The following is a 24,982-nucleotide window of genomic DNA, read 5'->3' as shown; positions in this document are numbered from 1 at the left end:
GTCAAAATGATAAGCATCATTGATTATGGTATGGGAAATCTTAAAAGTGTATATAATGCTTTTAAATTTCTTGGTATAGAGAGTAAAGTCACAAGAGATTATAACGAAATTAAGACATCAAAAGGAATATTGTTACCAGGAGTAGGCGCATTTCCTGATGCTATGAAAAATCTAAAAGAATATAATTTAGACCAAATAATTCTGGAAGAAGTGGACAAGGGCAAACCTATGCTTGGAATATGCTTAGGTATGCAATTATTATTCTCAAAAGGATATGAGGGCGAAGAATGTGAAGGGTTAAATATAATACAAGGAGAAGTCAAAAAACTTAAAGAGAGCAGTGTTAAGATACCGCATATTGGGTGGAACTCCTTAGAGGTAAATAGGCAAGATAAAATAATGGAAGGGTTACAAGTTGAGAGCTATGTATATTTTGTTCATTCATTTCAAGGAGAAAATATAAAAGATGAAAATCTTATTGCCTATAGTAATTATGGAGAAAATAAAATACCAGCGATAGTTAATAAAGGTAAGGTGTATGGAGCACAGTTTCATCCAGAAAAAAGCGGAGAAGTAGGACTTAAGATATTAAAAAACTTTAGGGAGTTGATTTAATGATAATATTACCGGCTATAGACATTAGAGGTGGAAAAGCTGTTAGATTATATCAAGGAGATTATTCTAAAGAGGAAATTGTAGCAAAGGATATATTCGATCAAGCTAAAGAATTTCAAAGCTTAGGAGCAACTAATCTTCATTTAGTTGATTTAGATGGAGCAAAGGAAGGAACAGGAATAAATGAGGAGATTATTCTAAAGCTTGCAAAAGACTTAGATATGTCTATTGAAGTAGGTGGAGGAATAAGAAACCTTGATAGAATAGAGAAGCTTCTATCTAATGGAGTAGATAAGGTTATTCTAGGAACAGCAGCAATTGAAAATAAAGAATTGTTATTAAGAGCATTAGATAAATATGGAGATGCTATTATAGTAGGAATTGATGCTAGAGATGGAAAGGTCTGCGGTAATGGATGGCTTAAAGAAAGTAATTTAGACTATATTCACTTTAGCAAAACTATGGCAGACTACGGTGTAGATAATATTATTGTTACTGATATAAGCAGAGATGGAACCCTTCAAGGTGTTAATCTTGAAATGTTAAAGAGGCTAAAAGAGGAAGTAAATATAAAAATTACAGCTTCTGGTGGAGTTAAAAATATAGAAGATATTCAAAAACTAAAGGAACTAGATATATATGGGGCAATAACTGGAAAGGCCATTTATTCAGGAGAACTTTCATTGAAAGCTGCATTGGATTTAGTTAAATAACCTAGGAGGGATATTATGCATACTAAAAGAATAATTCCCTGTCTAGATGTAGATAAGGGAAGAGTAGTTAAGGGAATTAATTTTAAAGGACTTATAAATGTTGGAGACCCAGTAGAACTCGCAGAATACTACAGTAATGAAGGTGCCGATGAACTGGTGTTTTTAGATATTAAGGCAACTCATGAAGGAAGAGGAATAATGGAGGATGTGGTTAGAAGAACTGCTGAAAAAGTATTTATTCCCTTTACTGTAGGAGGGGGATTAACTTCAGTAGATGACATTAGAAGGATATTAAGAGCAGGTGCAGATAAGATATCTCTTAATTCTGCTGCAGTTAGAAATAAGGAACTGATTAAAGAAGGATCCTATTACTTTGGCTCTCAGTGTATAGTACTTGCAGTAGATGCTAAAAGAAGAACTGATAATACTGGATGGAATGTGTTTGTAAATGGAGGAAGAATAGATACTGGCTTAGACGTTCTTAGTTGGATTGAAGAAGGGGTAAAGCTTGGGGCAGGAGAAATACTTCTAACATCCATGGATAGAGATGGAACAAAGGAAGGTTTTGATAATAAACTTCTTGCAAAGGTTGATGAAATAGTTAACGTACCTGTTATAGCCTCTGGAGGCTGTGGAAGTTTAGAACATTTTTATGAAGCCTTCGAAAGTGGGAAAGCTGATGCTGCATTAGCTGCGTCTCTATTTCATTATGGGGAACTTCGAATTAATGAAGTTAAGGATTATTTAAGAAAAAGAAAAATTCCTATGAGAAAATAAAGGAGATATTATGTTTGATATAGAGAAAATTGATTTTGACAAAGGTAATTCTCTTGTACCAGCAATAGTTCAGGATTATAAAACAAAAGAAGTGTTAATGCTAGCATATATGAATAAAGAAAGTCTTAATAAGACTTTAGAAAGTGGAACCACGTGGTTTTATTCAAGAAGTAGAAATGAATATTGGAATAAAGGAGCAACTTCAGGTAATTTACAATTTGTAAAAGAAATGTACTATGATTGTGATGGAGATACAATATTAGTGATGGTTGAGCCAAAAGGGCCAGCATGCCATACGGGGAAAAATAGTTGCTTTTTCAATAAAATAGATGGGGGAAGGATATGAAAAGTGAATTAGACAGCTTATATAAACTTATTTTATCTAGAAAAGAAGATGGCGAAGAAGAATCATATACCAAGTATCTATTTTCAAAAGGCTTGGATAAAATATTAAAGAAAATAGGTGAGGAAAGTACAGAAGTAATTATAGCCTCAAAAGGAGATAGCAAAGAAGATCAAGTAGCAGAAATATGTGATCTAACCTATCATTTATTAGTACTAATGGCAGAACTAGATATACCACTAGAAGCAGTAGAAGAAGAATTGAAAAAAAGAAGTGAGAAGATAGGCAATTTTAAAGGCGAAAGAAAAGAAGTAAAAAATCTATAAAAATATTAGAAAATCCCCCCATATGATAAAATATGGAGGGATTTTTGGAATATACAAAATTTTAGTGAAGTTCACCCATTTCATTTGGATGTTCTTTGTGTGACTTCTTTCTAAATATAATAAACTTATTAATTATAAAACCAATCAAGCCTGTTGCCATAGCAGCAGTAAAGGCTGATAGGTTTGCATTCATGCCTCTATGTAAGTGGAAAGGGTTTAATCTTGTTAGTTTAACTAAAATAATTGCATCCATTAAACTTAATACTGCTAAAAGGGAAATATAACTAAAGTAAGATTTTATTGAAGCTTTTGTTTTAAAAGTATATTTCTTATTAAGTAAATATCCAGTAGTAGAATATACAGCAAACGAAATTAACTTAAAAAGATAATTGATTCTGCCTATATACATACCAGAAGCAAACCATAGTATATTAAGTACAATTAAATCTATTATTACATTGGATGCTCCAACTAAGGCATAAGTAATAAATTGAATAATGGATTTATAATTAAAGCTTTTGTTTATCAAAAAATTCCCCTCCAAGATAGTATTAGAAAATGATTACATGCAAAATACAAACTAAAAACATTTTAACATAATAAAAATAGAATATCATTAAAATAATTATTAATTTTTACTAAGATAAAATATTACCAATAGTTCAACCTATTGGAATATAATATAATAAGTATTAAAAACAAATTAAACCTAATGATATTAGCTAAAATAGTGGAAATTAGCATATTTTAATTAAATACATAAATGACAAATTAATCGAATTGATATAAAATGGATTTGTTTAGTAAATTAAATTTAGATCTAGAATTAAAGGAGAATAACAAGATGGATAACAGAAAAAGTATACCATTTTCGCCGCCAGATATAACAGAAGCCGAAATTGAGGCTGTTGCAGAAGTTTTAAGATCAGGTTGGATCACATCAGGCCCAAAACTTGTGAAGTTTGAAGAAGAGATACAAAAATATTTATCAGTAAATAAGGCAGTTGCCCTAAATTCAGCTACTGCAGCAATGGAATTAGTTTTAAAGATTCTTGATATAAAAGCAGGAGATGAAATTATCTCAACACCATATACATATACAGCTACTTCAAGTGTTGCCGTTCATAGAGGAATTACTCCAACTTTAGTTGATGTTGAAAAAGATTCATTTTTTATGGATTTAAATAAATTAGAAGCTGCTATAACCCCTAATACTAAGGTAATAATGCCAGTGGATTTAGGCGGTTTCCCATGCGATTATGATGCAATAAAAGAAATATTAAAAGCTAAAAAGAGAGAAGATATAGTAATTTTATGTGACTCAGCCCATTCCTTTGGAGCAAAATATAAAGGTGAGAGGGTTGGAGGACAATGTGATTTCCACAGCTTTTCGTTCCATGCAGTTAAGAACTTGACTACTGCAGAGGGAGGAGCACTTACTTTTAATAATAATAATTTTTATGGAAAAGAAGATTTGTTTAAAGAATTTAAGACAGCATCCCTTCATGGACAAACAAAAGATGCTCTATCTAAAACAAAGCTAGGCGCATGGGAATATGATATTGTAACTGATGGATTTAAATGTAACATGACAGACATGAGTGCAGCTATTGGTCTTGTTCAGCTTACTCGATATGAAGATATGCTAAGAAAAAGAGCTGATATATTTAATACCTACTCTAATATACTAAAAGATTATGAATGGGCAATCTTACCGCCAAGTAAGAATGATGAGGGGACAGAATCTTCATATCATTTATACACCTTAAGAATAAAAGGATTTGATGAGACTAAGAGAAATCTATTAATTCATAGATTAGCTGAATTAGGTATTGGAACCAATGTACACTATAAACCACTTCCAATGCTAACTCTTTATAAAAACTTAGGATTAGATATTAAGGATTATCCAAATGCATATGCTCAATATGAAAATCAAATAACACTTCCTGTATATTCAACATTAAAATTAGAAGATGCTGATTATATTGCAAAAGAAGTTGTAAAAATAGTAAATGAAATAAAATAAATTGCATAAAAAAGACATCCTTAAAGGAATTAATAGTTCTTAAGGATGTCTTTTCGTTAATATTCTAATTTACGTTCACTAAAGTGAACAGCCTTAAGTCCAATAGATGTAATTAGCTCATTAGCTTCTTTAAAATTAACACCAATTGCTGACTTTTCGTGAGCATCAGAACCTAAGGTTACATATTTACCGCCTAAATCGTTATATCTTTTAAAAATTTTATATAAAGATATATATCTTTCTTTTTCATGTAACATTCTTGTATTTAGTTCTAATAATTTATCTTTAGATAGTAGCTTTTTTAAAACATTATCAATATATTCACCATACAATTCTATATGGATTTCTTTATCTTCATAAGGAGCATAGCGGCACGCATAATCGATATGACCAAGTGCATCAAAGCAATCAAATGAGTCAACAAGCTTCTCCATAGCGACTAAATATTCTATATAAAGTTCATCTTTGCTTTTTTCAGGATTATAAAAATCTACATAAATGTCTTTACCATTTACCATATGAACCGAGCCAATAACGTAATCAAAGGGATTTGAATTAATTATGTTGTTATAATCACTAACAAATGAAGAATTAAGTCCTATCTCAATTCCTAGTTTAAGTGTTTCTGATCTATAGGGCTCATAGGTTTTAATATATTTAGGTACATCGCACCTAAATAGAGCAGGATCAGGAAAATCTAAATCAATATGTTCAGTAAGAGTAACAGCAAGATTTTTATTTTTACTTTCTTCTATCACTTCTTCAATTTTCATTTTAGAATCGCTAGAAAATATAGTGTGCATATGGTTATCAAAAATCATTATTTTCCTCCTAATTCTTAAGTTATTGTGTTATAGGGTTTTTATAGGAAACTTAATTTATTCATACATAAATAAGTTATTAGTTGAACTTAAAACCATATATTTAGATTATATCATACTAGTTATATAATTATATACAATAAAAAAAGCCCCTAAAAGGAGCTTCTTTGAGTTCTGAGAGGGGACTCAGAACTCCATTAAATTATAGGGAAAATTAAATCTTATATACATATTATACATTGCATACCTTATAAAAAGGTTACAAAAACCTTAAAGCTTAGTTAAAAAAAGCTTAAGAATGTATAAAGATTAATGAAATTTGTGGTATTATAGATAATAAATCAGAAAAGAAAGGCAGTGTAGAAATGTTGTTATTTGAAATTGATGGAGTAAAATTTTATAAAGAGGAGTTTCAGGATGATTATTCAGAATATGTGGATATAATACCAATAATACAGGAATTCCAAGAGGCGCTTAGTTTAGAAAAAATAAGTTGTGTAGATAATAATGACTGTTGTTTCCAAACAAAAGAGAATTATTTTGCAGAAATAAAAGGATTCATTAACGAAGAAGATGAATTCCTATTAACTGAAGAATTAGACTCTGAACCTGAAAATTTGGAGTTATTTGTAATAAGAATATATAAATGTGTTGAGTGTGAAAAATGGATGATAGATATTTTGGAGTAAGTTAGGGAGAGTAAAATGAGGAAGTATTTAATAAACTTTAAAAATTATATCCTACATGTAAAAGACATAGGCATAGTAGTTTTTAAAAAATATTATAAGGTGATAGTTCCAGTTATAGTGATAATTTTAATATCACTTATTTATGTAGCTCAGTATAGCAGAAGTACAGAAAAGTACTTTCTTAATTCCTTGGAAAAATCTATTACTAACAATGATGTAAAAAAATTTTCCTCATTAATAACGGTAAATGGTAAGAAGGTCACAAGCGAAGAAGTAAAGCCACTGTTAGATTATTTATCAAGAGAAAAGAATGGGGATGCATTTATCAAGAATATTAAGGATAATGGAAAAGCTTTGGGAATTACATTGAAGAATAAGAAAAAATTAATTTTTCAAGGATATTATTTGGAGTCAGAAGGATTTCAAATTAAGATAAGCACAAATTATCCATCAGAAATAGATATAGATAGCAAAGAAGTTGGTAATACAAAAAGTGATGAATCATTAATTATTAAAGATAAGCTCCCAGGAATATATACGATTAATGCTATAGCTGGAGATGATTATGGAAAAGCTAAAGGTAGCAAGGAAATATCATTATTCAAGGATGAATCAGTAGATTTTGAACTTCAAGGTAATGCAATAACAATAATAAATTCGCCATATCAAGAAGGAGAAGTTTATATTAATAATAAAGATATTAATAAAACAGTTAAGGATATTAAAAATTATAGCTTTTTCCCAATTGATGAGAAAAATAAATTGTATTTTAAATATATATTCCCTTGGGGAGAAATTCAAAGTGAAGAAATTGAAGTTGGGAAATTTCCAGAGATAACACCAAAGATTCAGATGATAAATGATAAGTCTGAACAAGATATAACTAAGAATGTAACTAGCTTTTATGAAAGTGTTATTAATGCATTAAATAAAGAAGATAGCAATCTTATAGAAAATGTTTCAGAAGATCAGAAGTTTTTATTATATTCAGATTTAATGAAGAAATACTTTTTATTAAAAAATATATATAGAATGGATAAGATTGATTGCGAAATAGAGAAGGATTCCTTTAACTTTGATGGTAAAGTCTACTCTGGAAACGTAAAAGTGAAAATAGAATACAGTACAGGTAAAGATTTTATTGGAATATCAATAAATAAAGAGAAGAAAGAAAAGACTTTCATGACTACATGTGAATATAAAGATAATAAGTGGATAATAAAGAGCATAAACGATATATAATATTAATTAATAATAATTATCAATAAGTATTATTATGGAGCATATAGAATCTATAGGAAGATATATTGCTATAATCAGGGATTTTGCTGTTTAACAAAACTAATAATATGTGCTTTAATTGTGTTAGACAATTTTACAGTTATAGGAGGTATTATTATGGAAAGATTAGTAGGCAGAGAGTTACCTGATTTCAAGCTTGAAGCAGTTAAAGGTGATGGAAGTGATTTTATTAGCGTAAGCAAAGAGGATTATAAAGGAAAATGGTTAGTATTATTTTTCTATCCATTAGATTTTACTTTTGTATGTCCTACAGAGATTACTGGATTCTCACAAGCTATAGAAGAATTTAAGTCAGAAGATGCAGAGATTTTAGGAGTTAGCGTCGATAGTGTTCACTCACATAAAGCATGGATAGAAAGTAGTCTTGGAAAAATTAATTTCCCAATAGCATCTGATATCACTAAGAGCCTATCTAGAGATTTAGGTGTACTTATTGAAGAAGAAGGAGTAGCTTTAAGAGGGCTATTTATAATAGATCCAGAAGGGATTGTACAATATGCACTTTATCATAATAAGAATGTAGGAAGAAATACTAAGGAAGCTATTAGAGTGCTGAAAGCACTTAAAACTAATGGACTTTGCCCAATTAATTGGGAAGAAGGACAAGATACATTATAATAATAAAATGTTTTGAAAGAAAAGGTATTTATAAAAAATGCCTTTTCTTTTTTTTATTTTTTAAAAGTTTATTCTATATAGAGAAGGTTCAAAATAAAATGTAAAGTGAAAAAGTTTGAAAATTCAAATAATTGTGAAAAAATTAGCAGGAATTATTTGGTAGATGTCAAATATATAGTTATGGAAGGAGTGAGTATATGTGCTGTTCAAATGAATTATCAGAAAAAAAATATAATGAACTTGACGAATTTATTAAATTGCAAGGCTCTAGTAAATCACAATTAATCGCTATCTTACACAAGGCTCAAGAGATTTTTGGGTATTTACCAAAAGAAGTGCAGATGTTTGTAGCTGAAAAACTAAACTTACCATATTCAAAGGTATATGGAGTTGTTACTTTTTATTCATTCTTCTCAACAACTGCAAAGGGTAAATATGTAATAAATGTTTGCACTGGAACTGCATGCTTTGTAAGAGGAGCAGGCGAGGTATTAGAGGAATTTGAAAAGAAGTTAGGAATCCATGAAGGTGAAACTACAGCAGATGGTAAATTTACCATAGATACATTAAGGTGTGTAGGTGCTTGTGGGTTAGCTCCAGTAGTCTCAGTAAATGGAAAAGTATATGGACATTTTAATAGAAAAGACGTTGATAGATTAATTCAAGAATATGTTGAATAGGTGGAGGATATATGATGGATAAGGTAAAATCATATACGGAATTAAAGCTATTCCATGAAGAATGTAAAAAGCTTTTAAGTTTAAGAACCTCCGATGAAAACAATATTGAAAAGCACAAAAGTGAACATGAAATTGATATATTGGTGTGTGGAGGAACTGGTTGCAAATCTGCAAGAGCAGATGAAATAATTAAAAATATTAAGGAAGAGGTTGAAAAAAACAATCTTTCTAATAAGGTAAATGTAGAAATGACAGGGTGCTTTGGATTTTGTGAAAAAGGACCTATAGTTAAGTTTATGCCAGACAATACATTTTACGTTCATGTAACACCAGAGGATGCAGAGGAATTAGTCAGAGAACATATCATAAATGGTAATGTTGTAGAGAGATTATTATATGAAGAGCCAACTTTAAAACAAAAAGTTAAAAGACAAGATGAAATGAGTTTTTATAAAAAGCAAAAAAGAATAGCACTAAGAAATTGTGGAGTAATAAATCCAGAAAATATCAATGAATATATAGCAGCAAAAGGTTATTTAGCACTGGGTAAAGTACTCACAGAGATGACTCCTGAGGATGTAATTAAGGAAATCACTGATTCTGGACTAAGAGGAAGAGGTGGTGGAGGTTTCCCTACAGGAAAGAAGTGGAGTTTTGCAAGGGCATCTAAGGACGAGATAAAATATATAATTTGTAATGCAGATGAAGGGGATCCAGGTGCTTTTATGGATAGATCTATATTAGAAGGAGACCCCAATAACATAATTGAAGCTATGGCTATAGCTGGTTATGCAATAGGTGCTTGCAAGGGTTTTATCTATATTAGAGCTGAATATCCATTAGCGGTTCATAGACTTATGATAGCAATAAAGCAGGCAAAGGAGCTTGGATTAATAGGAGAAAATATACTAGGTAGTGATTTTAGTTTTGATATAGATATAAGATATGGAGCAGGAGCTTTTGTTTGTGGAGAAGAAACTGCATTGATGCATTCAATAGAAGGGTCAAGGGGAGAACCTACTACTAAACCACCTTTCCCAGCTGAAAAAGGACTCTTTGAGAAGCCTACTTCAGTTAATAATGTTGAAACATTTGCTAATGTTCCTGCAATTATTAACAATGGAGCTGCTTGGTTTAGTTCAATAGGAACTAATACATCAAAAGGAACTAAAGTATTTGCTTTAGCAGGAAAAATCAATAATGTAGGGCTTGTGGAAGTTCCAATGGGAATAACCCTAGAAGAAATTATCTACGAAATAGGGGGAGGAATAAAGAATAATAAGGAATTTAAAGCAGTTCAAACAGGAGGGCCATCGGGAGGATGTATTCCATCTGTTTTATTAAATCTGCCTATAGATTATGAATCATTAAATGCAATAGGCTCTATGATGGGATCTGGTGGAATGATAGTAATGGATGAAGATAACTGTATGGTTGACATTGCTAAATTCTATCTAGAATTTATTGTTGATGAATCCTGTGGAAAATGTACTCCTTGCAGAGTAGGAAATAAAAGACTTTTAGAGATGCTAAATAAAATAGTAGAAGGAAAAGGAACTAAAGATGATTTGAAAAAGCTTAAAGATCTTTCAAAAATAATAAAAGATACTTCTCTTTGTGGGCTTGGGCAAACTGCACCAAATCCAGTATTGAGCACTATGACATATTTTATGGATGAGTATGATGCTCATGTTAATGAAAAGAGATGTCCTGCAGGAAAATGTAAAAAGCTTGTTAGGTATAAGATAACTGATAAATGCATAGGTTGTACAAAGTGTAGCAGGTTATGTCCAGTGAAATGTATATCAGGAAAATTGAAGGAAGTACATTTCATAGATGAAGATAAATGTATTAAATGTGGAACTTGTTTTGAAGGGTGTCCAGTAAAAGCCATTGACTTGGTTTAGAGGGAGATGAGAGATATGGAATTAGTTCAATTAACTATAAACGGAAAAGTTGTTGAGGTACAGCCGGGAGCTACTATTTTAGAAGCTGCAAGAAAATTAAATATTGAAATACCAACACTTTGCCATTTGAGGCTTCAAGATGGAGAACATGTAAGTTGTACTTCATCCTGTAGAGTTTGTGTTGTAGAGGTTGATGGAAGGAAAAACTTAGCCGCAGCATGTTCTACACCAGTGTCACCTTATATGTCTGTTAAAACTAATACTCAAAAGGTGGCAAATGCAAGAAAAACTATAGTTGAGTTACTATTATCAGATCACCCTCAAGACTGCTTAAAGTGTCAAAAGAACTTGAAATGTGAACTTCAGAAAATAGCCTCTGATTTAAATATAAGAGATATTAGATATGAAGGAGAAATGAATAGAGTTCCAACGGATTACTCCTCAGTTGCTATAACAAGAGACGTTGATAAATGTATATTATGTAGAAGATGTGTGAGTGTATGTAACAATATTCAAACTGTGAATGTATTAAGTCCTGTTTCAAGAGGCTTTGACACAATTATGTCCACTGCCTTCTTAGAACCATTAGCAGATACAAATTGCACTAATTGTGGTCAGTGTGTTGCTGTATGTCCAACTGGCGCATTAAGAGAGGCAAACGATGAAGACAGAGTATGGGATGCTCTAGATGATGAAGATAAGTATGTAATAGTTCAAACCGCACCTGCTATTAGAACTTCATTAGGAGAACAATTTGGATTTAAGCCAGGAACAAATGTAACTGGTAAAATGGTATCAGCACTTAAAGCTTTAGGATTTAAAAAAGTATATGATACTGATTTTGCTGCAGATTTAACTATTATGGAAGAGGCTACTGAGTTAATTAATAGAATAAAAGAAAACAAAAACTTACCATTATTAACTAGCTGCTGCCCAGGTTGGATTAAGTTCCTAGAACATAATTATGGAGAATTTTTAAACTTACCATCAAGTTGTAAATCTCCTCAACAGATGTTCGGAGCCATTGCAAAGAGTTACTTAGCTGAAAAAATAGGTATTGATCCTAAAAATATGATAGTAGTATCTGTTATGCCTTGCACAGCTAAAAAGTTTGAGGCCAGCAGAGAAGAACTAGAAGTTAATGGAATTAGAGATGTAGATATAGTAATAACTACTAGAGAATTGAGCAGTATGATAAAGAGTGCTGGATTAGATTTGAAAGAATTTGAAGATGAAGACTTTGATAATCCATTAGGTGAATCAAGTGGTGCCGGAGTTATTTTTGGTAATACTGGTGGAGTAATGGAGGCGGCATTAAGAACTGCACATGAATGGGTAACAGGAGAAACTTTAGAAAATATAGAGTTTAAAGCTGTTAGAGGATTTATGGGTATAAAGAACGCCAAAGTTAAAATTGGGGATTTGGAATTAAAGGTAGCAGTAGCAAGTAGTTTAGGAAATGCAAGAAAGCTTATGGAATCAATCAAAGATGGAACCAATGAATACTCAATGATCGAAGTTATGGCGTGTCCATTTGGTTGCATTGATGGAGGGGGGCAGCCTTTCATAAGGGGAAATAGAGATATCTTAAGAAAGAGAGCTGAGGTTTTATATAGTGAAGACGTGGACAAAAAAATAAGAAAATCTCATGAGAACCCAATGATAAAGAAAGTATATAAGAACTATTTGATCAAACCTAATAGTGAAAAGGCCCACGAATTATTGCATACACATTATATTAGTAGATAAATAAATGTTAATAGAAAATTCTCTGAATTTAATATCAGAGAATTTTCTTTTTTTAAAAGAAAAAAGAGAGGCCTACATATAAGTAGAACCTCTATAAAATGTATGTGATAATTAAAAAGTATGGAAATTGCACCTAGGGTGCTACAGATAGTATAAGGTAATTACATTAAGAATGTATTATAAGTATATTAAGAAATGATTAACAACATTGATACTTGCTACAATATACCCTGATAAAAAGGAAAGAATAAATCTATAAATGATTTAATTAGACAAAAAATCGTATAAAATATTAAATTTAATTAAAATTTATCGAATAATGTGAAAAATATAAATCTTTTTGTTATAATATATGGAGAGTGAAATGTTTGGGGGGTAAAGAATGGCAAAGAAAATAGTAGCATTAAGTATTAGTTTAATTCTAGGAGTAGCTATAATCCCTGTAAATTATGTACATGCTGAGACTGTTAACTCATTGCAGCAACAAAAAGATGCTATAACAAATGATAAGAATAAGGCATCTCAGGATTTAGAAGGTGTTAAGGATCAAATTGATGCGAAAAATTCTGAATTGAGTCAAACTGAACAAAGTGTAAACTCGTATCAAGGTAAAATAGATGACTTACAATCACAAATCAATTCTATTCAAGGTAACTTAACTAAAGTTCAGAAGGATATTGATGCTAAGAAACAAGATATAGAAAAAAAGACAAAAGAAAAGGAAGAAAAAGAAAAGCTTTTGGCTAGCAGACTTAGGAACATGTACAAAAGTAATTATGAGGGTGAATTATTTTTAGTTTTACTTCAAAGCCGAAATGTAGGAGACTTTATTTCAAAATTCATGGCTGTAAGCAAGATAATAGAAACAGATAAAAATACTATCGAAGAAGTGGACAAGGCTAAAAAAACTCTTGCATCAGAGCAGGCTGATTTAGAGGAAAAACAATCTGTTCTAGATGATCAAAAAAAACAGGTGGTTACAAAGCAGCAAGAGGTTGTTGATGCTCAAAAGGTATATGTAGATGAAAAGAATAAGTTAGAAGCAGACAAAAGTTCATTACAAAATTTAAAGGATCAAAAACAAAAGATGTATAATGAACTAGCATCAAGGGAGCAGGATATTCAAAAGCAATTAGATAATGCTATTGCAAATTTGAACAAAGGCAATACTGGAAATGTGGGTTCAAGCAACTCACAAGGGTTTGTTAGACCTACTTCTGGACCTGTTACATGTCCCTTTGGACCTAGAATACATCCTGTAACTGGAAAACCAAGTAATCATACGGGGGTTGACTTAGGGGCATCATTAGGAACTCCTATAGTAGCAGCAAAGGATGGTACGGTTGTTGCAGCAGAGACGAATTCTATTTATGGGAATATGGTAGTAATAAATCATGGAAATAGTCAACAAACCATGTATGGACATACAAGAAATTACATAGTATCTGTAGGGCAACAAGTAAAACAAGGACAAGTTATAGCATATGTGGGAAGTACTGGACTTAGTTCAGGACCTCATCTTCATTTTGAAATTAGAATAAATGGCGTACCTGTTAATCCAGCAAATTATTTGAGCTTATAATAATAAACCCCAAAATGGACAAGCATTTTGGGGTTTGTTTATAAAAAATATAAGATTATTTAAAACTTTAAAATGTTATAAATTCTTTAAATGAGTAAAAAAATATTCCTGTACAAACTAATGCACAGGAAAGCTAAGTTCATTTAAGAAAGGGAATAAATGAACTGTGTGGGGTTTAATAAATTCTAATGTAAATCATTAGATTGGTGTGGGTTATTAAACAATTGTAGATATGTATCTTTAGGGTTAGTATAATATCCATTAACAAGTGTTTAATTATAATTACAATTTTAATTATACTAACTTTTTCATTAAAATCAACAATTTCAATAAAAAAATATGAATTTATATGAAATTAGGGTAAAATATTTAAAGAAAGGTAATGAATTTAAAGTATAAAGTTAAAAAATTTTTGAAATTTTAGGAGGAAATATGATAAATATTGAAAGAAAATCTCTGCTTAAGGATACTCCGGATTATGAAGAGATGACTGAAAATGTTGTAAGTCTAACTTTAGAAGAAATGAAGGAACTTGGATTATCTGCTTCTTGTGGTTGTTCTTCAGGTGGTTGTTGCAAAAGTAAAAAGAGATAGATTACAATATATATAGATAGGGATGATAAATTGTAAATTATCATTTCCAAATTAATTCAAACTTAGGAATATTTTGATATGAATGCCAAGTGAAATTAATTAATATAATGGAAAATCATATTACATCTCATGGTATAAGTCTTAGTTGAAACGCCTAAGAGTTGAAGTGGTATGTAAATTCTTTAATGCAATATATATAAATAGAAAAATATTTAGTATTTCTATATCTATAAGGTATAATATACATGTTAGGAGTAACAGCTAGGAGGGAATAACTTTGGGAAAGCCAAGTATTTTTAGTAGAGAATATGAAAGAAAAATGAAGAGAAGAAGAAATACAATTATCTTTTCAATAATTATAATATTATTAGTGTCAGTAGGTGTTATTTTTAACACTAAGGCAATTAAATTTTTATCCTACGCAAAAAATAGCATAACTTCAATATTTGCTAAAGATAAGAATAAAGAAGCAGATAAGAATTCTACTAAGGAAGATACAACAAAGCAGGAAAGTAATTCAGCTGAAGCAAATCAGCCGGCTGATACTAAAAAAGAAGAAGCTGTTCAAGAAAAATCAATGGATATTAAACTTTCAAATGGAGAAGTATTAAAAGCTATATATGAGGGGGATGGAAGCAATAGAGTATATAAATTTGTTTCAGGTTCATCAAATGCCGGAAATGCTGAAATTAACCCATCATCAAAGTTGATACTTGTTATGGATAATCTAACACAAGATATTAAAACTTATAATACAGATGGTAAGGAAACTGTAATAACAAAGCCAGAATATGTAACTAGTAAAGGTGAGTCATTTCCAAAAGATAAAATGTTATCAACCTACAGTGGATATGTATGGTGCAAAGATGCTAGATTTATAGATGATTCACATATTGCATACTTGAGTCAACTTCCCTATTTCGGAACTGGCGAATTGGATACTTACGTTTGGATAATTGATTTAGGGACTGGAGAGCATAAAGCTGTTTGGAATCTAAAAGGTAAAAATATTTCACTTGGCAATTTAAAAGATGGTGGAATCCAAGTAGCTATTGATAATAATACATCACTGTTAATGCCAGATGGAAATGTAACACCACAATAGTAAATAAGAAATAATATAGTAAAAAATGATTAAATATTTAATTTTAGAAAGTTTTTCTAAAATATTTGATAATTTTAAAGTATCTATGATATAATAACCTAGTTAAAATAACTATTTTCTAAAGGCGAGAAAATCAGGAGGAAAAGTAATGGAAGTTAAAATGGAAAAAATAGAAACTAATGTTGTTGAGCTTGAAATAAGAGTTGAGGCTGCTAAGTTCAACGAAGCTTTAAATAAAGCGTTTAAAAAGAATCAAAAGAAATTCAATGTACCTGGATTCAGAAAAGGAAAGGTACCAATGCAAATAGTAAAAAAATACTATGGAGTAGAAGCATTACTTGAAGATGCAATAAATATTGCTATGGATGAATCATATCCAGAAGCATTAAAAAATAATGAAATTTCACCAGTTGATTTTCCAGAAATAAATGTTGTTGAAGTTGGTGAAGGAAAAGATTTAGTTTATACTGCAAAAGTAACTGTATATCCAGAAGTTGAACTTGGAGAATACAAAGGTGTAGAAGTTGAAAAAGTTTCTTACCCAGTATTAGAAGAAGAAGTTGATAAGAGATTATCTTCTATGCAAGAAAAGAATGCAAGAGTAGAAACTAAAGCAGAAGGAACTGTTGAAAAAGGAAATATAGCAGTTATTGACTTTAAAGGATACATAGACGGAGTTGCTTTTGAAGGCGGAGAAGGAAAAGACTATTCATTAGAAATAGGTTCAGGAACATTCATTGGAGATTTCGAAGATCAATTAGTAGGCTTATCAGCTGGAGAAAGCAAGGATGTTAATGTTTCATTCCCAGAAAACTACGGAAAAGAAGATTTAAATGGAAAGCCTGCAAAATTCGAAGTAACTATTAAAGAAATTAAAGTAAAAGAATTACCAGAATTAGATGATGAATTTGCAAAAGAAGTTTCAGAATTCGATACAATTGCTGAAGTTAAAGATGATGTTAGAAAGAACATAACAGAAGCAAATGCTGAAAGAGAAAAGAAAGAATTTGAAGAAGCTGTAATAAATAAAGTGGTTGATAATGCTAAAGTAGAAATTCCAGAAGTAATGATTACTAAGGAATTAGAATCTATGATTAAAGATTTAGAACAAAGATTACAATATCAAGGATTAACTTTAGAACAATACTATCAATTCACAGGTAATACTGAAGAATCAATGAAAGACTATATGAAAGAAACAGCAACTAAGAAAGTTAAAACTGATTTAGTATTAGAAGCAGTGTCAAAGAAAGAAGCTATAGACGCTACTGAAGAAGAATTAAAAGAGAAAGCTATGGAAGTTGCTAAAATGTATTCTGCTGGAGATGCTGAAAAAATGGCAGACTTAATTTTAAAATCTCAAGTTTCAGCTTTAAAACATGATGCAGTAATTGAGAAAACTGTTAAATTATTAGTTGAAAATGTTAAAGTAAAATAATAAAATAATAGTAAGATGAAATTGCCAGAAGTTTTTTTCTGGCAATTATTTTCACATAACTAATTAACAAATGAGGAAAAGTTATATATAATTTAATTATATATATATAAATATAATTACTTTTCTTAAAAATTGGATATATTAATAAAAGGTGATTGAACAAAGAAAGAGAGGGATTAAAATGAGTTTAGTGCCATATGTTATTGAACAAACAAGTAGAGGAGAAAGAAGTTACGATATATTCTCTAGATTATTAAAAGATAGAATAATAATGCTTAGTGGTGAGGTTAATGATACTACATCAAATTTAATAGTATCACAACTACTATTCTTAGAAAGTGAAGATCCTGATAAAGATATTTATTTATATATAAATAGTCCAGGAGGATCAATTACAGCTGGAATGGCTATTTATGATACTATGCAGTACATTAAACCAGATGTAAGTACTATTTGTATAGGAATGGCAGCATCAATGGGTGCATTCTTACTATCTTCAGGAGCAAAAGGAAAGAGATTTGCTCTACCAAACAGTGAGATAATGATTCACCAACCTTTAGGAGGATTCCAAGGGCAAGCAACTGATATAGATATTCATGCAAAAAGAATCTTAAAGATAAAAGATACTTTAAATGAAATACTAAGCGAGAACACTGGTAAGTCTTTAGATAAAATCAAACATGATGTGGAAAGAGACTACTTTATGACTGCTCCAGAAGCTTGTGATTATGGTTTAATCGATAAGGTAATTAGAAAAAATGAAGTAGTTAAAGATAAATAATTTAACTGCCGCAGTGAGGTGTATTGGATGGCAAAATTTGAAGACAAGAAGCAATTAAAATGTTCTTTTTGTGGTAAAAATCAAGAACAGGTAAAAAGGCTAATAGCAGGACCTGGAGTATATATATGTGATGAATGTATAGAACTATGTTCTGAAATTATTGCAGATGAATTTGACGAACCAGTTCCTTTTACTGCTACTGAATTACCAAAGCCAGTAGAGATTAAAAACCATCTAGATCAATATGTAATTGGTCAAGATAGTGCAAAAAAATCTCTTTCAGTTGCAGTATATAATCATTATAAAAGAATAAACGCAAAGGATAAGGATAGTGATGTAGAACTTCAGAAGAGTAATATTCTTCTTTTAGGACCGACAGGTTCAGGTAAAACATTATTAGCTCAAACTCTTGCTAAATTTTTAAATGTGCCATTTGCAATTGCAGATGCAACTACATTAACTGAAGCTGGTTATGTAGGTGAAGATGTTGAAAATATACTTCTAAAGCTAATTCAAAATGCTGACTATGATATTGAAAGAGCTGAAAAAGGAATTATCTACATCGATGAAATAGATAAAATTGCAAGAAAGTCTGAGAATCCTTCTATAACTAGAGATGTATCTGGTGAAGGAGTTCAGCAAGCTTTATTAAAAATTCTTGAAGGCACTACTGCTTCTGTTCCTCCTCAAGGGGGTAGAAAGCATCCGCATCAAGAATTTATACAAATTAATACCTCTAATATCTTATTTATATGTGGAGGAGCATTTGATGGAATTGATAAACTTATAGAGAAAAGAACAAGAAGAAGCTCTATAGGATTTGGAGCTGAAATTTCATCAAAATCTGATAAAGATGTAGGTAAGCTACTTAAGGATGTTATGCCAGGGGATTTATTGAAATTTGGATTAATTCCAGAATTCGTTGGAAGACTTCCTATAGTTGTAACACTTGAGTCATTAGATGAAAAGGCATTAATAAGTATATTAAGTGAGCCAAAGAATGCTTTGGTTAAACAATATAGAAAGCTTTTTGAATATGATGATGTTGAATTAGAGTTTGAAGAAGAAGCACTTAAAGCAATTGCACAAGAAGCTATTAAAAGAAGTACTGGTGCTAGAGGGTTAAGAGCTATCATTGAAGATACAATGACAAATATAATGTACGATATTCCTTCGCGAGAGGATATCGCAAAAGTTGTTATTACAAAGGAGTCAATCGCTGATAAAAAAGATCCAATTGTTATCTTAGGTGATGAGTCTGAAAAGAAAGAAGCAAAAGCTAAGAGAGTTAAGAAAAGTAAGGATATAGAAACAGCTTAATGTAGTTTTTTAACTATATTATATAATCTTTAAAATTTGAATGAGTCAAGTAGATAATCTTTTATGAGATTTCTGCTTGGCTCATTTTTTGCTGCTAAAATTAACAATAAATATGAAAATAATATGGAATAATAAACCATAATGAAGGAGATAATAACAATATTAAGAAGGGAGGGTAATTTATGTCAGCAATTACTGTTATGGTTATTTTGCAGGTAGTATTAATACTAATGCTTTTCATGTATATGATAGCAAATACAAAGACAAGTCAAACAAATAAGGTTGTTGTGGATAGAGAAAACAAAAAAGAGATGGAAAAGTTGGATAAGATGAGAAGTATTCAGTTAACTGAACCATTAACTGAGAAAAGCAGACCAACCAATTTTGATGAAATCATAGGGCAAGAGAAAGGGATTTTAGCACTAAAGGCAGCACTTTGTGGCCCTAATCCACAACATGTAATAATTTATGGACCGCCTGGAGTAGGTAAGACTGCTGCAGCGAGACTAGTATTAGAAGAAGCTATTAAAATGGGGAAAACTCCGTTTAATAAAGAAGCAAAATTTATAGAAGTCGATGCAACTACAATAAGGTTTGATGAAAGAGGAATAGCAGATCCACTAATTGGTTCTGTACATGACCCAATATACCAAGGTGCAGGTTCACTAGGTGTTGCAGGTATACCTCAACCTAAACCAGGAGCAGTAACAAAGGCTCATGGAGGAATTTTATTCTTAGACGAAATTGGCGAATTACATCCAATTGAATTAAATAAGTTATTAAAAGTACTAGAGGATAGAAAAGTATTTTTAGACTCATCATATTATAGTTCTGAAGATCCAAACATGCCTGTTTATATTAAAGAGGTTTTTGATAAAGGATTACCAGCAGATTTTAGATTGATAGGTGCAACTACAAGAAGTCCAGAAGAGATAGTTCCAGCTATTAGGTCAAGATGCGTAGAAATATTCTTTAGAGCATTAGATGAGGATGAAATTAAAATAATAGCTAAGAATTCTGTTAATAAAGTAAATTTACATATTAGTGAAGAGGGACTAGATTTAATTGCAAAATATTGTACAAATGGTAGAGAAGTAGTAAATATTATTCAGTTATGTTCAGGATTAGCCATAAATGAAGATAGAGATGAAATCTTAGTTGAAGATATAAACTGGGTAATAGAGAATGGCCAATATAATGCAAGACCAGATAAGAAGATAGGAGATAGACCAGAAATTGGGGTAGTAAATGGATTGGCAGTATATGGTGCTAATCTTGGAACTATTTTAGAAATAGAGGCAACTGCCAGAAAGACAACAAAGAATAATGGTAAAATTAAAATAACTGGAATAGTAGAGGAAGAGGAAATAAGTAGTAACAATAAGAAAATAAAGCGAAAGAGTACAGCATATTGTTCCGTACAAAATGTTTTAAGTATACTAGATAATATTTTCGCAATTGATTCATCTATGTATAATATACATGTTAATTTCCCAGGAGGTACAATAGTCGATGGTCCTTCAGCTGGCGTGAGTATAGCAACTGCAGTATATAGTGCAATAAAAAACATTCCAATAGATAACAAAGTTGCTATGACCGGGGAAGTATCATTAACAGGTAAAATTAAAGCAATTGGGGGAGTTATAGCAAAAATTAATGCTGGCAAGAAATCTGGTGCTAAAACTATTATAATACCTAAGGAAAATTATAATGAGAGTTTCAAAAAAATAGAGGGGATACAGGTTGTTCCAGTGGAGATGATTGACGAGGTATTAAAGGTAGCACTTACAGGTGATAAAATGAATGGAATTGATGATAAGACATCAGTAGAAGTCTTATATGCAGAAGGAGAAAATAAGTTCTGATTTTTAGTTATTGGTGTAAATAGAGAGGATAACACTGTACAGTTTATCATTTCTATTTACATCCTTTTACTTTTGAGGATAATATCAGGGAAGAAGTGTTAAAATTATTGAAAAGTACCTGCTTTATGTGTATAATTATTTAACTAGAGTAGATTAATCTTAAAGGAGGAAATATATAATGGGCGAGAATGTGAAGCTTCTTCCTCTAATTCCCTTAAGGGGAATAACAATTTTCCCAAACATGGTTATTCATTTTGATGTTGGTAGAGAAAAATCAATTGCAGCTTTAGAGGAGGCAATGTTAAAAGAGCAAGAAATATTCCTAGTTTCACAAAAAGATGCAAAAATTGAGGAACCAGGTGAAAATGATATATATGAAGTTGGTACTATATGTATAGTAAAACAGTTACTTAAATTACCAGGTGATGTAGTTAGAGTTTTAGTTGAGGGAATAGAAAGAGGAAAGATATTAAAATACTTAGAAAAAGAGGAATATTTACAAGGTGAAATACTAAGTATTGAAGATGATTATGACAAGTATAAGGATGATCCAGAATTTATTGCAGCATTAAGAAGCTTAAGAGATGAATTTGGAGAATTTTTAGATATATCTAACAATAAATCTTCTGATGAGGTTCTTGACTTTGAAGAAGATGATGAACCAGGTAGATTTGCAGATATAGTTGCTTCTTATTTATTGTTAAAGCAAAAGGTTAGACAAGAAATCCTTGAAGCGATAGATTTGAAAGAAAGAATTGAAAAATTACTAATAGTCATAAAAAATGAAATTGAAGTATTAAAGCTAGAAAAGAAAATAGGATTCAAAGTTAAAAAGAAAATAGATAAATTACAAAAAGAATACTATTTAAGAGAACAACTGAAAATCATTCAAGAGGAACTTGGCGAGGATGAAGAAGAAAAAAGAGAAATAAATAAATATGAAGAGTTAATTAAAAAAGCTAAATTACCTAAAGAGGTTAAGGAAAAAGCAAGTTATGAGTTAACAAGGCTTAAAAATTCCTCAAGTTATTCTCAAGAAGGAAATGTTATTAAGACGTATTTGGATTGGGTATTAGGATTACCTTGGAATAAGTATACTAAAGATAATTTAGATTTAGTTAAGGCTAAGGATATTCTGGATGAAGACCATTATGGACTTAAAGATGTGAAAGAAAGAATAATTGAATATTTAGCAGTCAAAAAAATGAGTCAAAGTTTAAAAGGGCCTATATTATGTTTAGTTGGGCCACCAGGAGTAGGAAAGTCCTCAATTGCAAAATCAGTTGCGAGAGCCTTAAATAGAAACTTTGTTAGAATATCTCTTGGAGGCATTAGAGATGAAGCTGAAATTAGAGGACATAGAAAAACTTATGTAGGTGCAATTCCAGGAAGAATAGTTTATGGTATGAAAAATGCTAAATCTAATAATCCATTATTCTTATTAGATGAAATTGATAAGTTAAATAGTGACTTTAAGGGTGATCCTTCTGATGCTTTATTAGAGGTACTAGATTCAGCACAAAATTCAAGTTTTAGAGATAATTACTTAGAACTTGATATGGATTTATCTAAAGTAATGTTTATAACTACTGCAAACTCTTTAGAAACAATTCCAAGACCTTTATTAGATAGAATGGAAGTAATAGAAGTATCAGGATATACTTACGAAGAAAAGTTTAATATAGCAAAAAAATATCTAATTCCAAGAGTATTAGTAGAGCATAATGTTAAAAAAGATTCTATTAAAATTAGCGATGGAACAATAGAAGATATAATTGAGTACTATACTAGAGAATCTGGAGTTAGAAGCCTAGAAAGAAGAATAAGTACTGTGATAAGAAGAGCTATAAGAGAGATGATGGAGAAAGATAAAAAGACTATATCCATTACTTCAAACAACCTTCAAAAGTACTTAGGAACTAAAATATATATCTATGATAAAATAGAAAAAACTGATAGAGTTGGGGTAGTTACCGGTATGGCGTGGACTGCCTATGGTGGGGATACTCTTCCAGTAGAAGTCATGGTTATGAAAGGTTCAGGTAAACTTGAATTAACCGGACAGCTTGGAGATGTTATGAAGGAATCGGCTAAAGCAGCATATTCTTATGTTAGAGGAAATACAGCAAAGTATGGTATTAATGATGATTTCTATAAGAAATGTGATGTACATGTACATGTACCAGAAGGCGCTGTTCCAAAAGATGGACCATCAGCAGGGGTGACATTAATTACTGCACTAGTAAGTGCATTAGCAAATAAGAAAGTAAAACATAATGTAGCAATGACTGGGGAAATAACTTTAACAGGTAAGGTCTTAGCAATAGGTGGTTTAAAAGAAAAATCGCTTGCAGCATATAGAGCTGGAATAGATACTGTAATAGTTCCAAAACAAAATGAGAGAGATTTGGATAAAATCCCTAAGACGGTAAAAAATAAGATTAAATTTATATTTGCATCTAGAATAGAAGAAGTTCTGGAAAATGCTTTAGTTGGAGTTGAATAATATGGATATAAAACAATCAGAATTTATAATCTCTGCAGTAAAAAGAGAGCAGTATCCTGTAGATGGGAGAGTAGAGGTTGCTTTTGTTGGAAGATCAAATGTTGGAAAGTCATCAATTATTAATGCTTTGACTAATAGAAGAGGTTTGGCAAAGGTAAGTGGGACGCCAGGAAAGACAAGACTTATAAATTTCTTTTTAATAAATAAGGATTTTTATTTGGTAGATTTACCTGGGTATGGCTATGCCAAGGTTTCCAAAAAAGAACTAGCTAGTTGGGGAAAAACAATTGAAACTTACTTAATGCATAGAGAACCACTTAAAAGAGTTGTACTTTTAGTTGATTGTAGACATAAGCCTACAAAAGATGATATAGATATGTTAAATTGGATTAAGCATTTTAACTATGATTTTGTTATAGTAGCAACAAAAAGTGATAAGTTATCTAATAATGACTTAAGAAAGAGTGAAAAAGTTATAAGAGATACTTTAGAGTTAGGAAATTCTAATAAATTATTTTTCTTTTCTTCTTTAAATAAAAAGAAGAGAGAAGAAGTAATAGATTTTATTTTCAAAGATGTAGTGGAAAAAGAAGAAATAGAATAAATAGAATAAATATAATTAAAAAGCTTGTAAGAGTTGGAACTCTTGCAAGCTTTTTTCATTATATATAGATATGTGTATGTATACCATTTAATTCATGTTATTACAATAAATTGTATCATTTTTTTACGTGAAGAATAGTATATACTATAAAATTTAAACAATACAAAAAAATGAGAGGAGGATTTCCATGGATATTAATGAGATCATAAATGGCTTATCCAATGCAGAAAGAAGAGATGGTAATTGTAATAACAATGGTTTCTTCGGTGGTAGCTGGATATGGATAATCATCTTATTCGCACTATGCGGCTGTGGCGGCTTTGGTGGCAATGGTGGCTTCGGCGGAGGAATGGGAGGATATCCAGGCTTTGGATATGATCCAGGTCTTTACAATTGCACTGTTAAGTGTAAGAAAAATAAATGCGGCAATATAGGTGGTTATGGAATGCTACCTTATGGTCAACCAGGCGGATATGGCTGCGGTGGATTTAATTCATGGTGGTGGATAATTCTATTAATCTTCGTAGTTTGTGGTTGTGGTAGAAATAATAATGGTTGCTGCGATGACAGACGTGTTGATGACGATGTATGCTAATTTTATCAATTAACTTTAACAAT

24 protein-coding genes are annotated in these 24,982 nt (G+C 30.8%); 22 read left to right on the top strand and 2 right to left on the bottom strand.

All coding sequences use genetic code 11. The features are described 5' to 3' along the window. Positions 1 to 6: 6 nt before the first annotated feature. Genes hisH through hisE form a run of 5 tightly spaced genes read left to right on the top strand, consistent with a single transcriptional unit; the run spans position 7 to position 2,774 of the window. The gene (gene hisH / locus L1S47_RS04865) at positions 7 to 615 is read left to right on the top strand and encodes an imidazole glycerol phosphate synthase subunit HisH (RefSeq protein ID WP_238882357.1); all 609 of its coding nucleotides are present in this window, start codon (positions 7 to 9) and stop codon (positions 613 to 615) included. Next, positions 615 to 1,328: a 1-(5-phosphoribosyl)-5-[(5-phosphoribosylamino)methylideneamino]imidazole-4-carboxamide isomerase gene (gene hisA, locus L1S47_RS04860; protein WP_238882356.1), complete on the top strand. Its 714-nt coding sequence runs from the start codon at positions 615 to 617 to the stop codon at positions 1,326 to 1,328. The genes hisH and hisA overlap by 1 nt, the downstream gene beginning before the upstream one ends. Positions 1,329 to 1,343: 15 nt before the next feature. Continuing rightward, positions 1,344 to 2,105, top strand: a complete 762-nt coding sequence (gene hisF / locus L1S47_RS04855; RefSeq protein ID WP_238882355.1) for an imidazole glycerol phosphate synthase subunit HisF — start codon at positions 1,344 to 1,346, stop codon at positions 2,103 to 2,105. 10 nt (positions 2,106 to 2,115) lie between these two features. Continuing rightward, positions 2,116 to 2,451, top strand: a complete 336-nt coding sequence (gene hisI, locus L1S47_RS04850) for a phosphoribosyl-AMP cyclohydrolase (protein WP_202767764.1) — start codon at positions 2,116 to 2,118, stop codon at positions 2,449 to 2,451. Further along, positions 2,448 to 2,774 (top strand): phosphoribosyl-ATP diphosphatase, encoded by a 327-nt coding sequence (hisE, locus tag L1S47_RS04845; protein WP_238882354.1) that lies wholly within the window; start codon positions 2,448 to 2,450, stop codon positions 2,772 to 2,774. Before hisI ends, hisE begins: the two co-directional genes overlap by 4 nt. A 61-nt stretch (positions 2,775 to 2,835) precedes the next feature. Here the strand turns inward: hisE and L1S47_RS04840 are convergent, their stop codons facing one another. Then, entirely contained in the window at positions 2,836 to 3,303 is a 468-nt protein-coding gene (locus L1S47_RS04840) for a GtrA family protein (protein ID WP_207753624.1), read from the bottom strand. A gap of 315 nt (positions 3,304 to 3,618) precedes the next feature. On the opposite strand from L1S47_RS04840, the gene L1S47_RS04835 reads away from it, so the two are divergent. Next, a complete protein-coding gene (locus tag L1S47_RS04835; RefSeq protein ID WP_238882353.1) occupies positions 3,619 to 4,803 on the top strand; it encodes a DegT/DnrJ/EryC1/StrS aminotransferase family protein in 1,185 nt (394 codons plus the stop codon). A gap of 56 nt (positions 4,804 to 4,859) precedes the next feature. Here L1S47_RS04835 and L1S47_RS04830 read toward each other — a convergent pair whose 3' ends face one another. Beyond that, positions 4,860 to 5,624: a histidinol-phosphatase HisJ family protein gene (locus L1S47_RS04830; protein WP_238882352.1), complete on the bottom strand. Its 765-nt coding sequence runs from the start codon at positions 5,622 to 5,624 to the stop codon at positions 4,860 to 4,862. Between the two features lie 365 nt (positions 5,625 to 5,989). Between L1S47_RS04830 and L1S47_RS04825 the strand changes: the two genes are divergently transcribed. From L1S47_RS04825 to L1S47_RS04750, 16 genes are all read left to right on the top strand, one after another. Then, positions 5,990 to 6,313 (top strand): hypothetical protein, encoded by a 324-nt coding sequence (locus L1S47_RS04825; RefSeq protein WP_202767760.1) that lies wholly within the window; start codon positions 5,990 to 5,992, stop codon positions 6,311 to 6,313. A gap of 15 nt (positions 6,314 to 6,328) precedes the next feature. After that, a complete protein-coding gene (locus tag L1S47_RS04820) occupies positions 6,329 to 7,555 on the top strand; it encodes a hypothetical protein (protein WP_238882351.1) in 1,227 nt (408 codons plus the stop codon). A 156-nt stretch (positions 7,556 to 7,711) separates the two neighbouring features. Continuing rightward, positions 7,712 to 8,233, top strand: a complete 522-nt coding sequence (locus L1S47_RS04815; RefSeq protein ID WP_274226110.1) for a peroxiredoxin — start codon at positions 7,712 to 7,714, stop codon at positions 8,231 to 8,233. Between the two features lie 197 nt (positions 8,234 to 8,430). Then, positions 8,431 to 8,913 (top strand): NAD(P)H-dependent oxidoreductase subunit E, encoded by a 483-nt coding sequence (locus tag L1S47_RS04810; protein WP_202767758.1) that lies wholly within the window; start codon positions 8,431 to 8,433, stop codon positions 8,911 to 8,913. A 14-nt stretch (positions 8,914 to 8,927) separates the two neighbouring features. After that, positions 8,928 to 10,820 carry an NADH-quinone oxidoreductase subunit NuoF gene (locus tag L1S47_RS04805; RefSeq protein WP_238882350.1) on the top strand — a complete coding sequence of 631 codons (1,893 nt, stop codon included), beginning with the start codon at positions 8,928 to 8,930 and terminating at the stop codon, positions 10,818 to 10,820. A gap of 15 nt (positions 10,821 to 10,835) precedes the next feature. Further along, complete coding sequence (locus L1S47_RS04800) at positions 10,836 to 12,569, top strand: NADH-dependent [FeFe] hydrogenase, group A6 (RefSeq protein WP_238882349.1); 1,734 nt, start codon at positions 10,836 to 10,838, stop codon at positions 12,567 to 12,569. 382 nt (positions 12,570 to 12,951) lie between these two features. Beyond that, on the top strand, positions 12,952 to 14,151 hold the full coding sequence (locus L1S47_RS04795) for a peptidoglycan DD-metalloendopeptidase family protein (RefSeq protein ID WP_238882348.1): 1,200 nt from the start codon (positions 12,952 to 12,954) through the stop codon (positions 14,149 to 14,151). A 432-nt stretch (positions 14,152 to 14,583) separates the two neighbouring features. Further along, a complete protein-coding gene (locus tag L1S47_RS04790; RefSeq protein ID WP_238882347.1) occupies positions 14,584 to 14,745 on the top strand; it encodes a hypothetical protein in 162 nt (53 codons plus the stop codon). Between the two features lie 277 nt (positions 14,746 to 15,022). Then, positions 15,023 to 15,850, top strand: coding sequence for a hypothetical protein (locus tag L1S47_RS04785; RefSeq protein WP_238882346.1), 828 nt, complete (start codon positions 15,023 to 15,025; stop codon positions 15,848 to 15,850). 148 nt (positions 15,851 to 15,998) lie between these two features. Then, positions 15,999 to 17,288 (top strand): trigger factor, encoded by a 1,290-nt coding sequence (tig, locus tag L1S47_RS04780; RefSeq protein WP_238882345.1) that lies wholly within the window; start codon positions 15,999 to 16,001, stop codon positions 17,286 to 17,288. Between the two features lie 181 nt (positions 17,289 to 17,469). Beyond that, the gene (gene clpP, locus L1S47_RS04775) at positions 17,470 to 18,069 is read left to right on the top strand and encodes an ATP-dependent Clp endopeptidase proteolytic subunit ClpP (RefSeq protein ID WP_238882344.1); all 600 of its coding nucleotides are present in this window, start codon (positions 17,470 to 17,472) and stop codon (positions 18,067 to 18,069) included. Between the two features lie 27 nt (positions 18,070 to 18,096). Next, entirely contained in the window at positions 18,097 to 19,389 is a 1,293-nt protein-coding gene (gene clpX, locus L1S47_RS04770; RefSeq protein ID WP_202767750.1) for an ATP-dependent Clp protease ATP-binding subunit ClpX, read from the top strand. A gap of 182 nt (positions 19,390 to 19,571) precedes the next feature. Next, the gene (gene lonB, locus L1S47_RS04765; protein WP_238882343.1) at positions 19,572 to 21,254 is read left to right on the top strand and encodes an ATP-dependent protease LonB; all 1,683 of its coding nucleotides are present in this window, start codon (positions 19,572 to 19,574) and stop codon (positions 21,252 to 21,254) included. 178 nt (positions 21,255 to 21,432) lie between these two features. Beyond that, entirely contained in the window at positions 21,433 to 23,760 is a 2,328-nt protein-coding gene (gene lon, locus L1S47_RS04760) for an endopeptidase La (protein ID WP_238882342.1), read from the top strand. A 1-nt stretch (position 23,761) separates the two neighbouring features. Further along, a complete protein-coding gene (yihA, locus tag L1S47_RS04755; protein ID WP_238882341.1) occupies positions 23,762 to 24,364 on the top strand; it encodes a ribosome biogenesis GTP-binding protein YihA/YsxC in 603 nt (200 codons plus the stop codon). 187 nt (positions 24,365 to 24,551) lie between these two features. Continuing rightward, on the top strand, positions 24,552 to 24,959 hold the full coding sequence (locus tag L1S47_RS04750) for a hypothetical protein (RefSeq protein ID WP_238882340.1): 408 nt from the start codon (positions 24,552 to 24,554) through the stop codon (positions 24,957 to 24,959). Positions 24,960 to 24,982: the final 23 nt, after the last annotated feature.

It is taken from the genome of Clostridium sp. YIM B02551 (genome assembly GCF_022324735.1).
In the GTDB taxonomy this organism is placed as follows: domain Bacteria; phylum Bacillota; class Clostridia; order Clostridiales; family Clostridiaceae; genus Clostridium_T; species Clostridium_T paridis.
The sequence above is the reverse complement of the archived record's forward strand: the minus strand, read 5'-3'. Positions and strand labels throughout refer to the sequence as shown.

Coding starts and splice junctions, on each gene's coding strand:
- hisH (WP_238882357.1), top strand. CDS start 7: ATGATAAGCATCATTGATTATGGTATGGGAAATCTTAAAAGTGTATAT.
- hisA (WP_238882356.1), top strand. CDS start 615: ATGATAATATTACCGGCTATAGACATTAGAGGTGGAAAAGCTGTTAGA.
- hisF (WP_238882355.1), top strand. CDS start 1,344: ATGCATACTAAAAGAATAATTCCCTGTCTAGATGTAGATAAGGGAAGA.
- hisI (WP_202767764.1), top strand. CDS start 2,116: ATGTTTGATATAGAGAAAATTGATTTTGACAAAGGTAATTCTCTTGTA.
- hisE (WP_238882354.1), top strand. CDS start 2,448: ATGAAAAGTGAATTAGACAGCTTATATAAACTTATTTTATCTAGAAAA.
- L1S47_RS04835 (WP_238882353.1), top strand. CDS start 3,619: ATGGATAACAGAAAAAGTATACCATTTTCGCCGCCAGATATAACAGAA.
- L1S47_RS04830 (WP_238882352.1), bottom strand. CDS start 5,624: ATGATTTTTGATAACCATATGCACACTATATTTTCTAGCGATTCTAAA.
- L1S47_RS04825 (WP_202767760.1), top strand. CDS start 5,990: ATGTTGTTATTTGAAATTGATGGAGTAAAATTTTATAAAGAGGAGTTT.
- L1S47_RS04820 (WP_238882351.1), top strand. CDS start 6,329: ATGAGGAAGTATTTAATAAACTTTAAAAATTATATCCTACATGTAAAA.
- L1S47_RS04815 (WP_274226110.1), top strand. CDS start 7,712: ATGGAAAGATTAGTAGGCAGAGAGTTACCTGATTTCAAGCTTGAAGCA.
- L1S47_RS04810 (WP_202767758.1), top strand. CDS start 8,431: ATGTGCTGTTCAAATGAATTATCAGAAAAAAAATATAATGAACTTGAC.
- L1S47_RS04805 (WP_238882350.1), top strand. CDS start 8,928: ATGGATAAGGTAAAATCATATACGGAATTAAAGCTATTCCATGAAGAA.
- L1S47_RS04800 (WP_238882349.1), top strand. CDS start 10,836: ATGGAATTAGTTCAATTAACTATAAACGGAAAAGTTGTTGAGGTACAG.
- L1S47_RS04795 (WP_238882348.1), top strand. CDS start 12,952: ATGGCAAAGAAAATAGTAGCATTAAGTATTAGTTTAATTCTAGGAGTA.
- L1S47_RS04790 (WP_238882347.1), top strand. CDS start 14,584: ATGATAAATATTGAAAGAAAATCTCTGCTTAAGGATACTCCGGATTAT.
- tig (WP_238882345.1), top strand. CDS start 15,999: ATGGAAGTTAAAATGGAAAAAATAGAAACTAATGTTGTTGAGCTTGAA.
- clpP (WP_238882344.1), top strand. CDS start 17,470: ATGAGTTTAGTGCCATATGTTATTGAACAAACAAGTAGAGGAGAAAGA.
- clpX (WP_202767750.1), top strand. CDS start 18,097: ATGGCAAAATTTGAAGACAAGAAGCAATTAAAATGTTCTTTTTGTGGT.
- lonB (WP_238882343.1), top strand. CDS start 19,572: ATGTCAGCAATTACTGTTATGGTTATTTTGCAGGTAGTATTAATACTA.
- lon (WP_238882342.1), top strand. CDS start 21,433: ATGGGCGAGAATGTGAAGCTTCTTCCTCTAATTCCCTTAAGGGGAATA.
- yihA (WP_238882341.1), top strand. CDS start 23,762: ATGGATATAAAACAATCAGAATTTATAATCTCTGCAGTAAAAAGAGAG.
- L1S47_RS04750 (WP_238882340.1), top strand. CDS start 24,552: ATGGATATTAATGAGATCATAAATGGCTTATCCAATGCAGAAAGAAGA.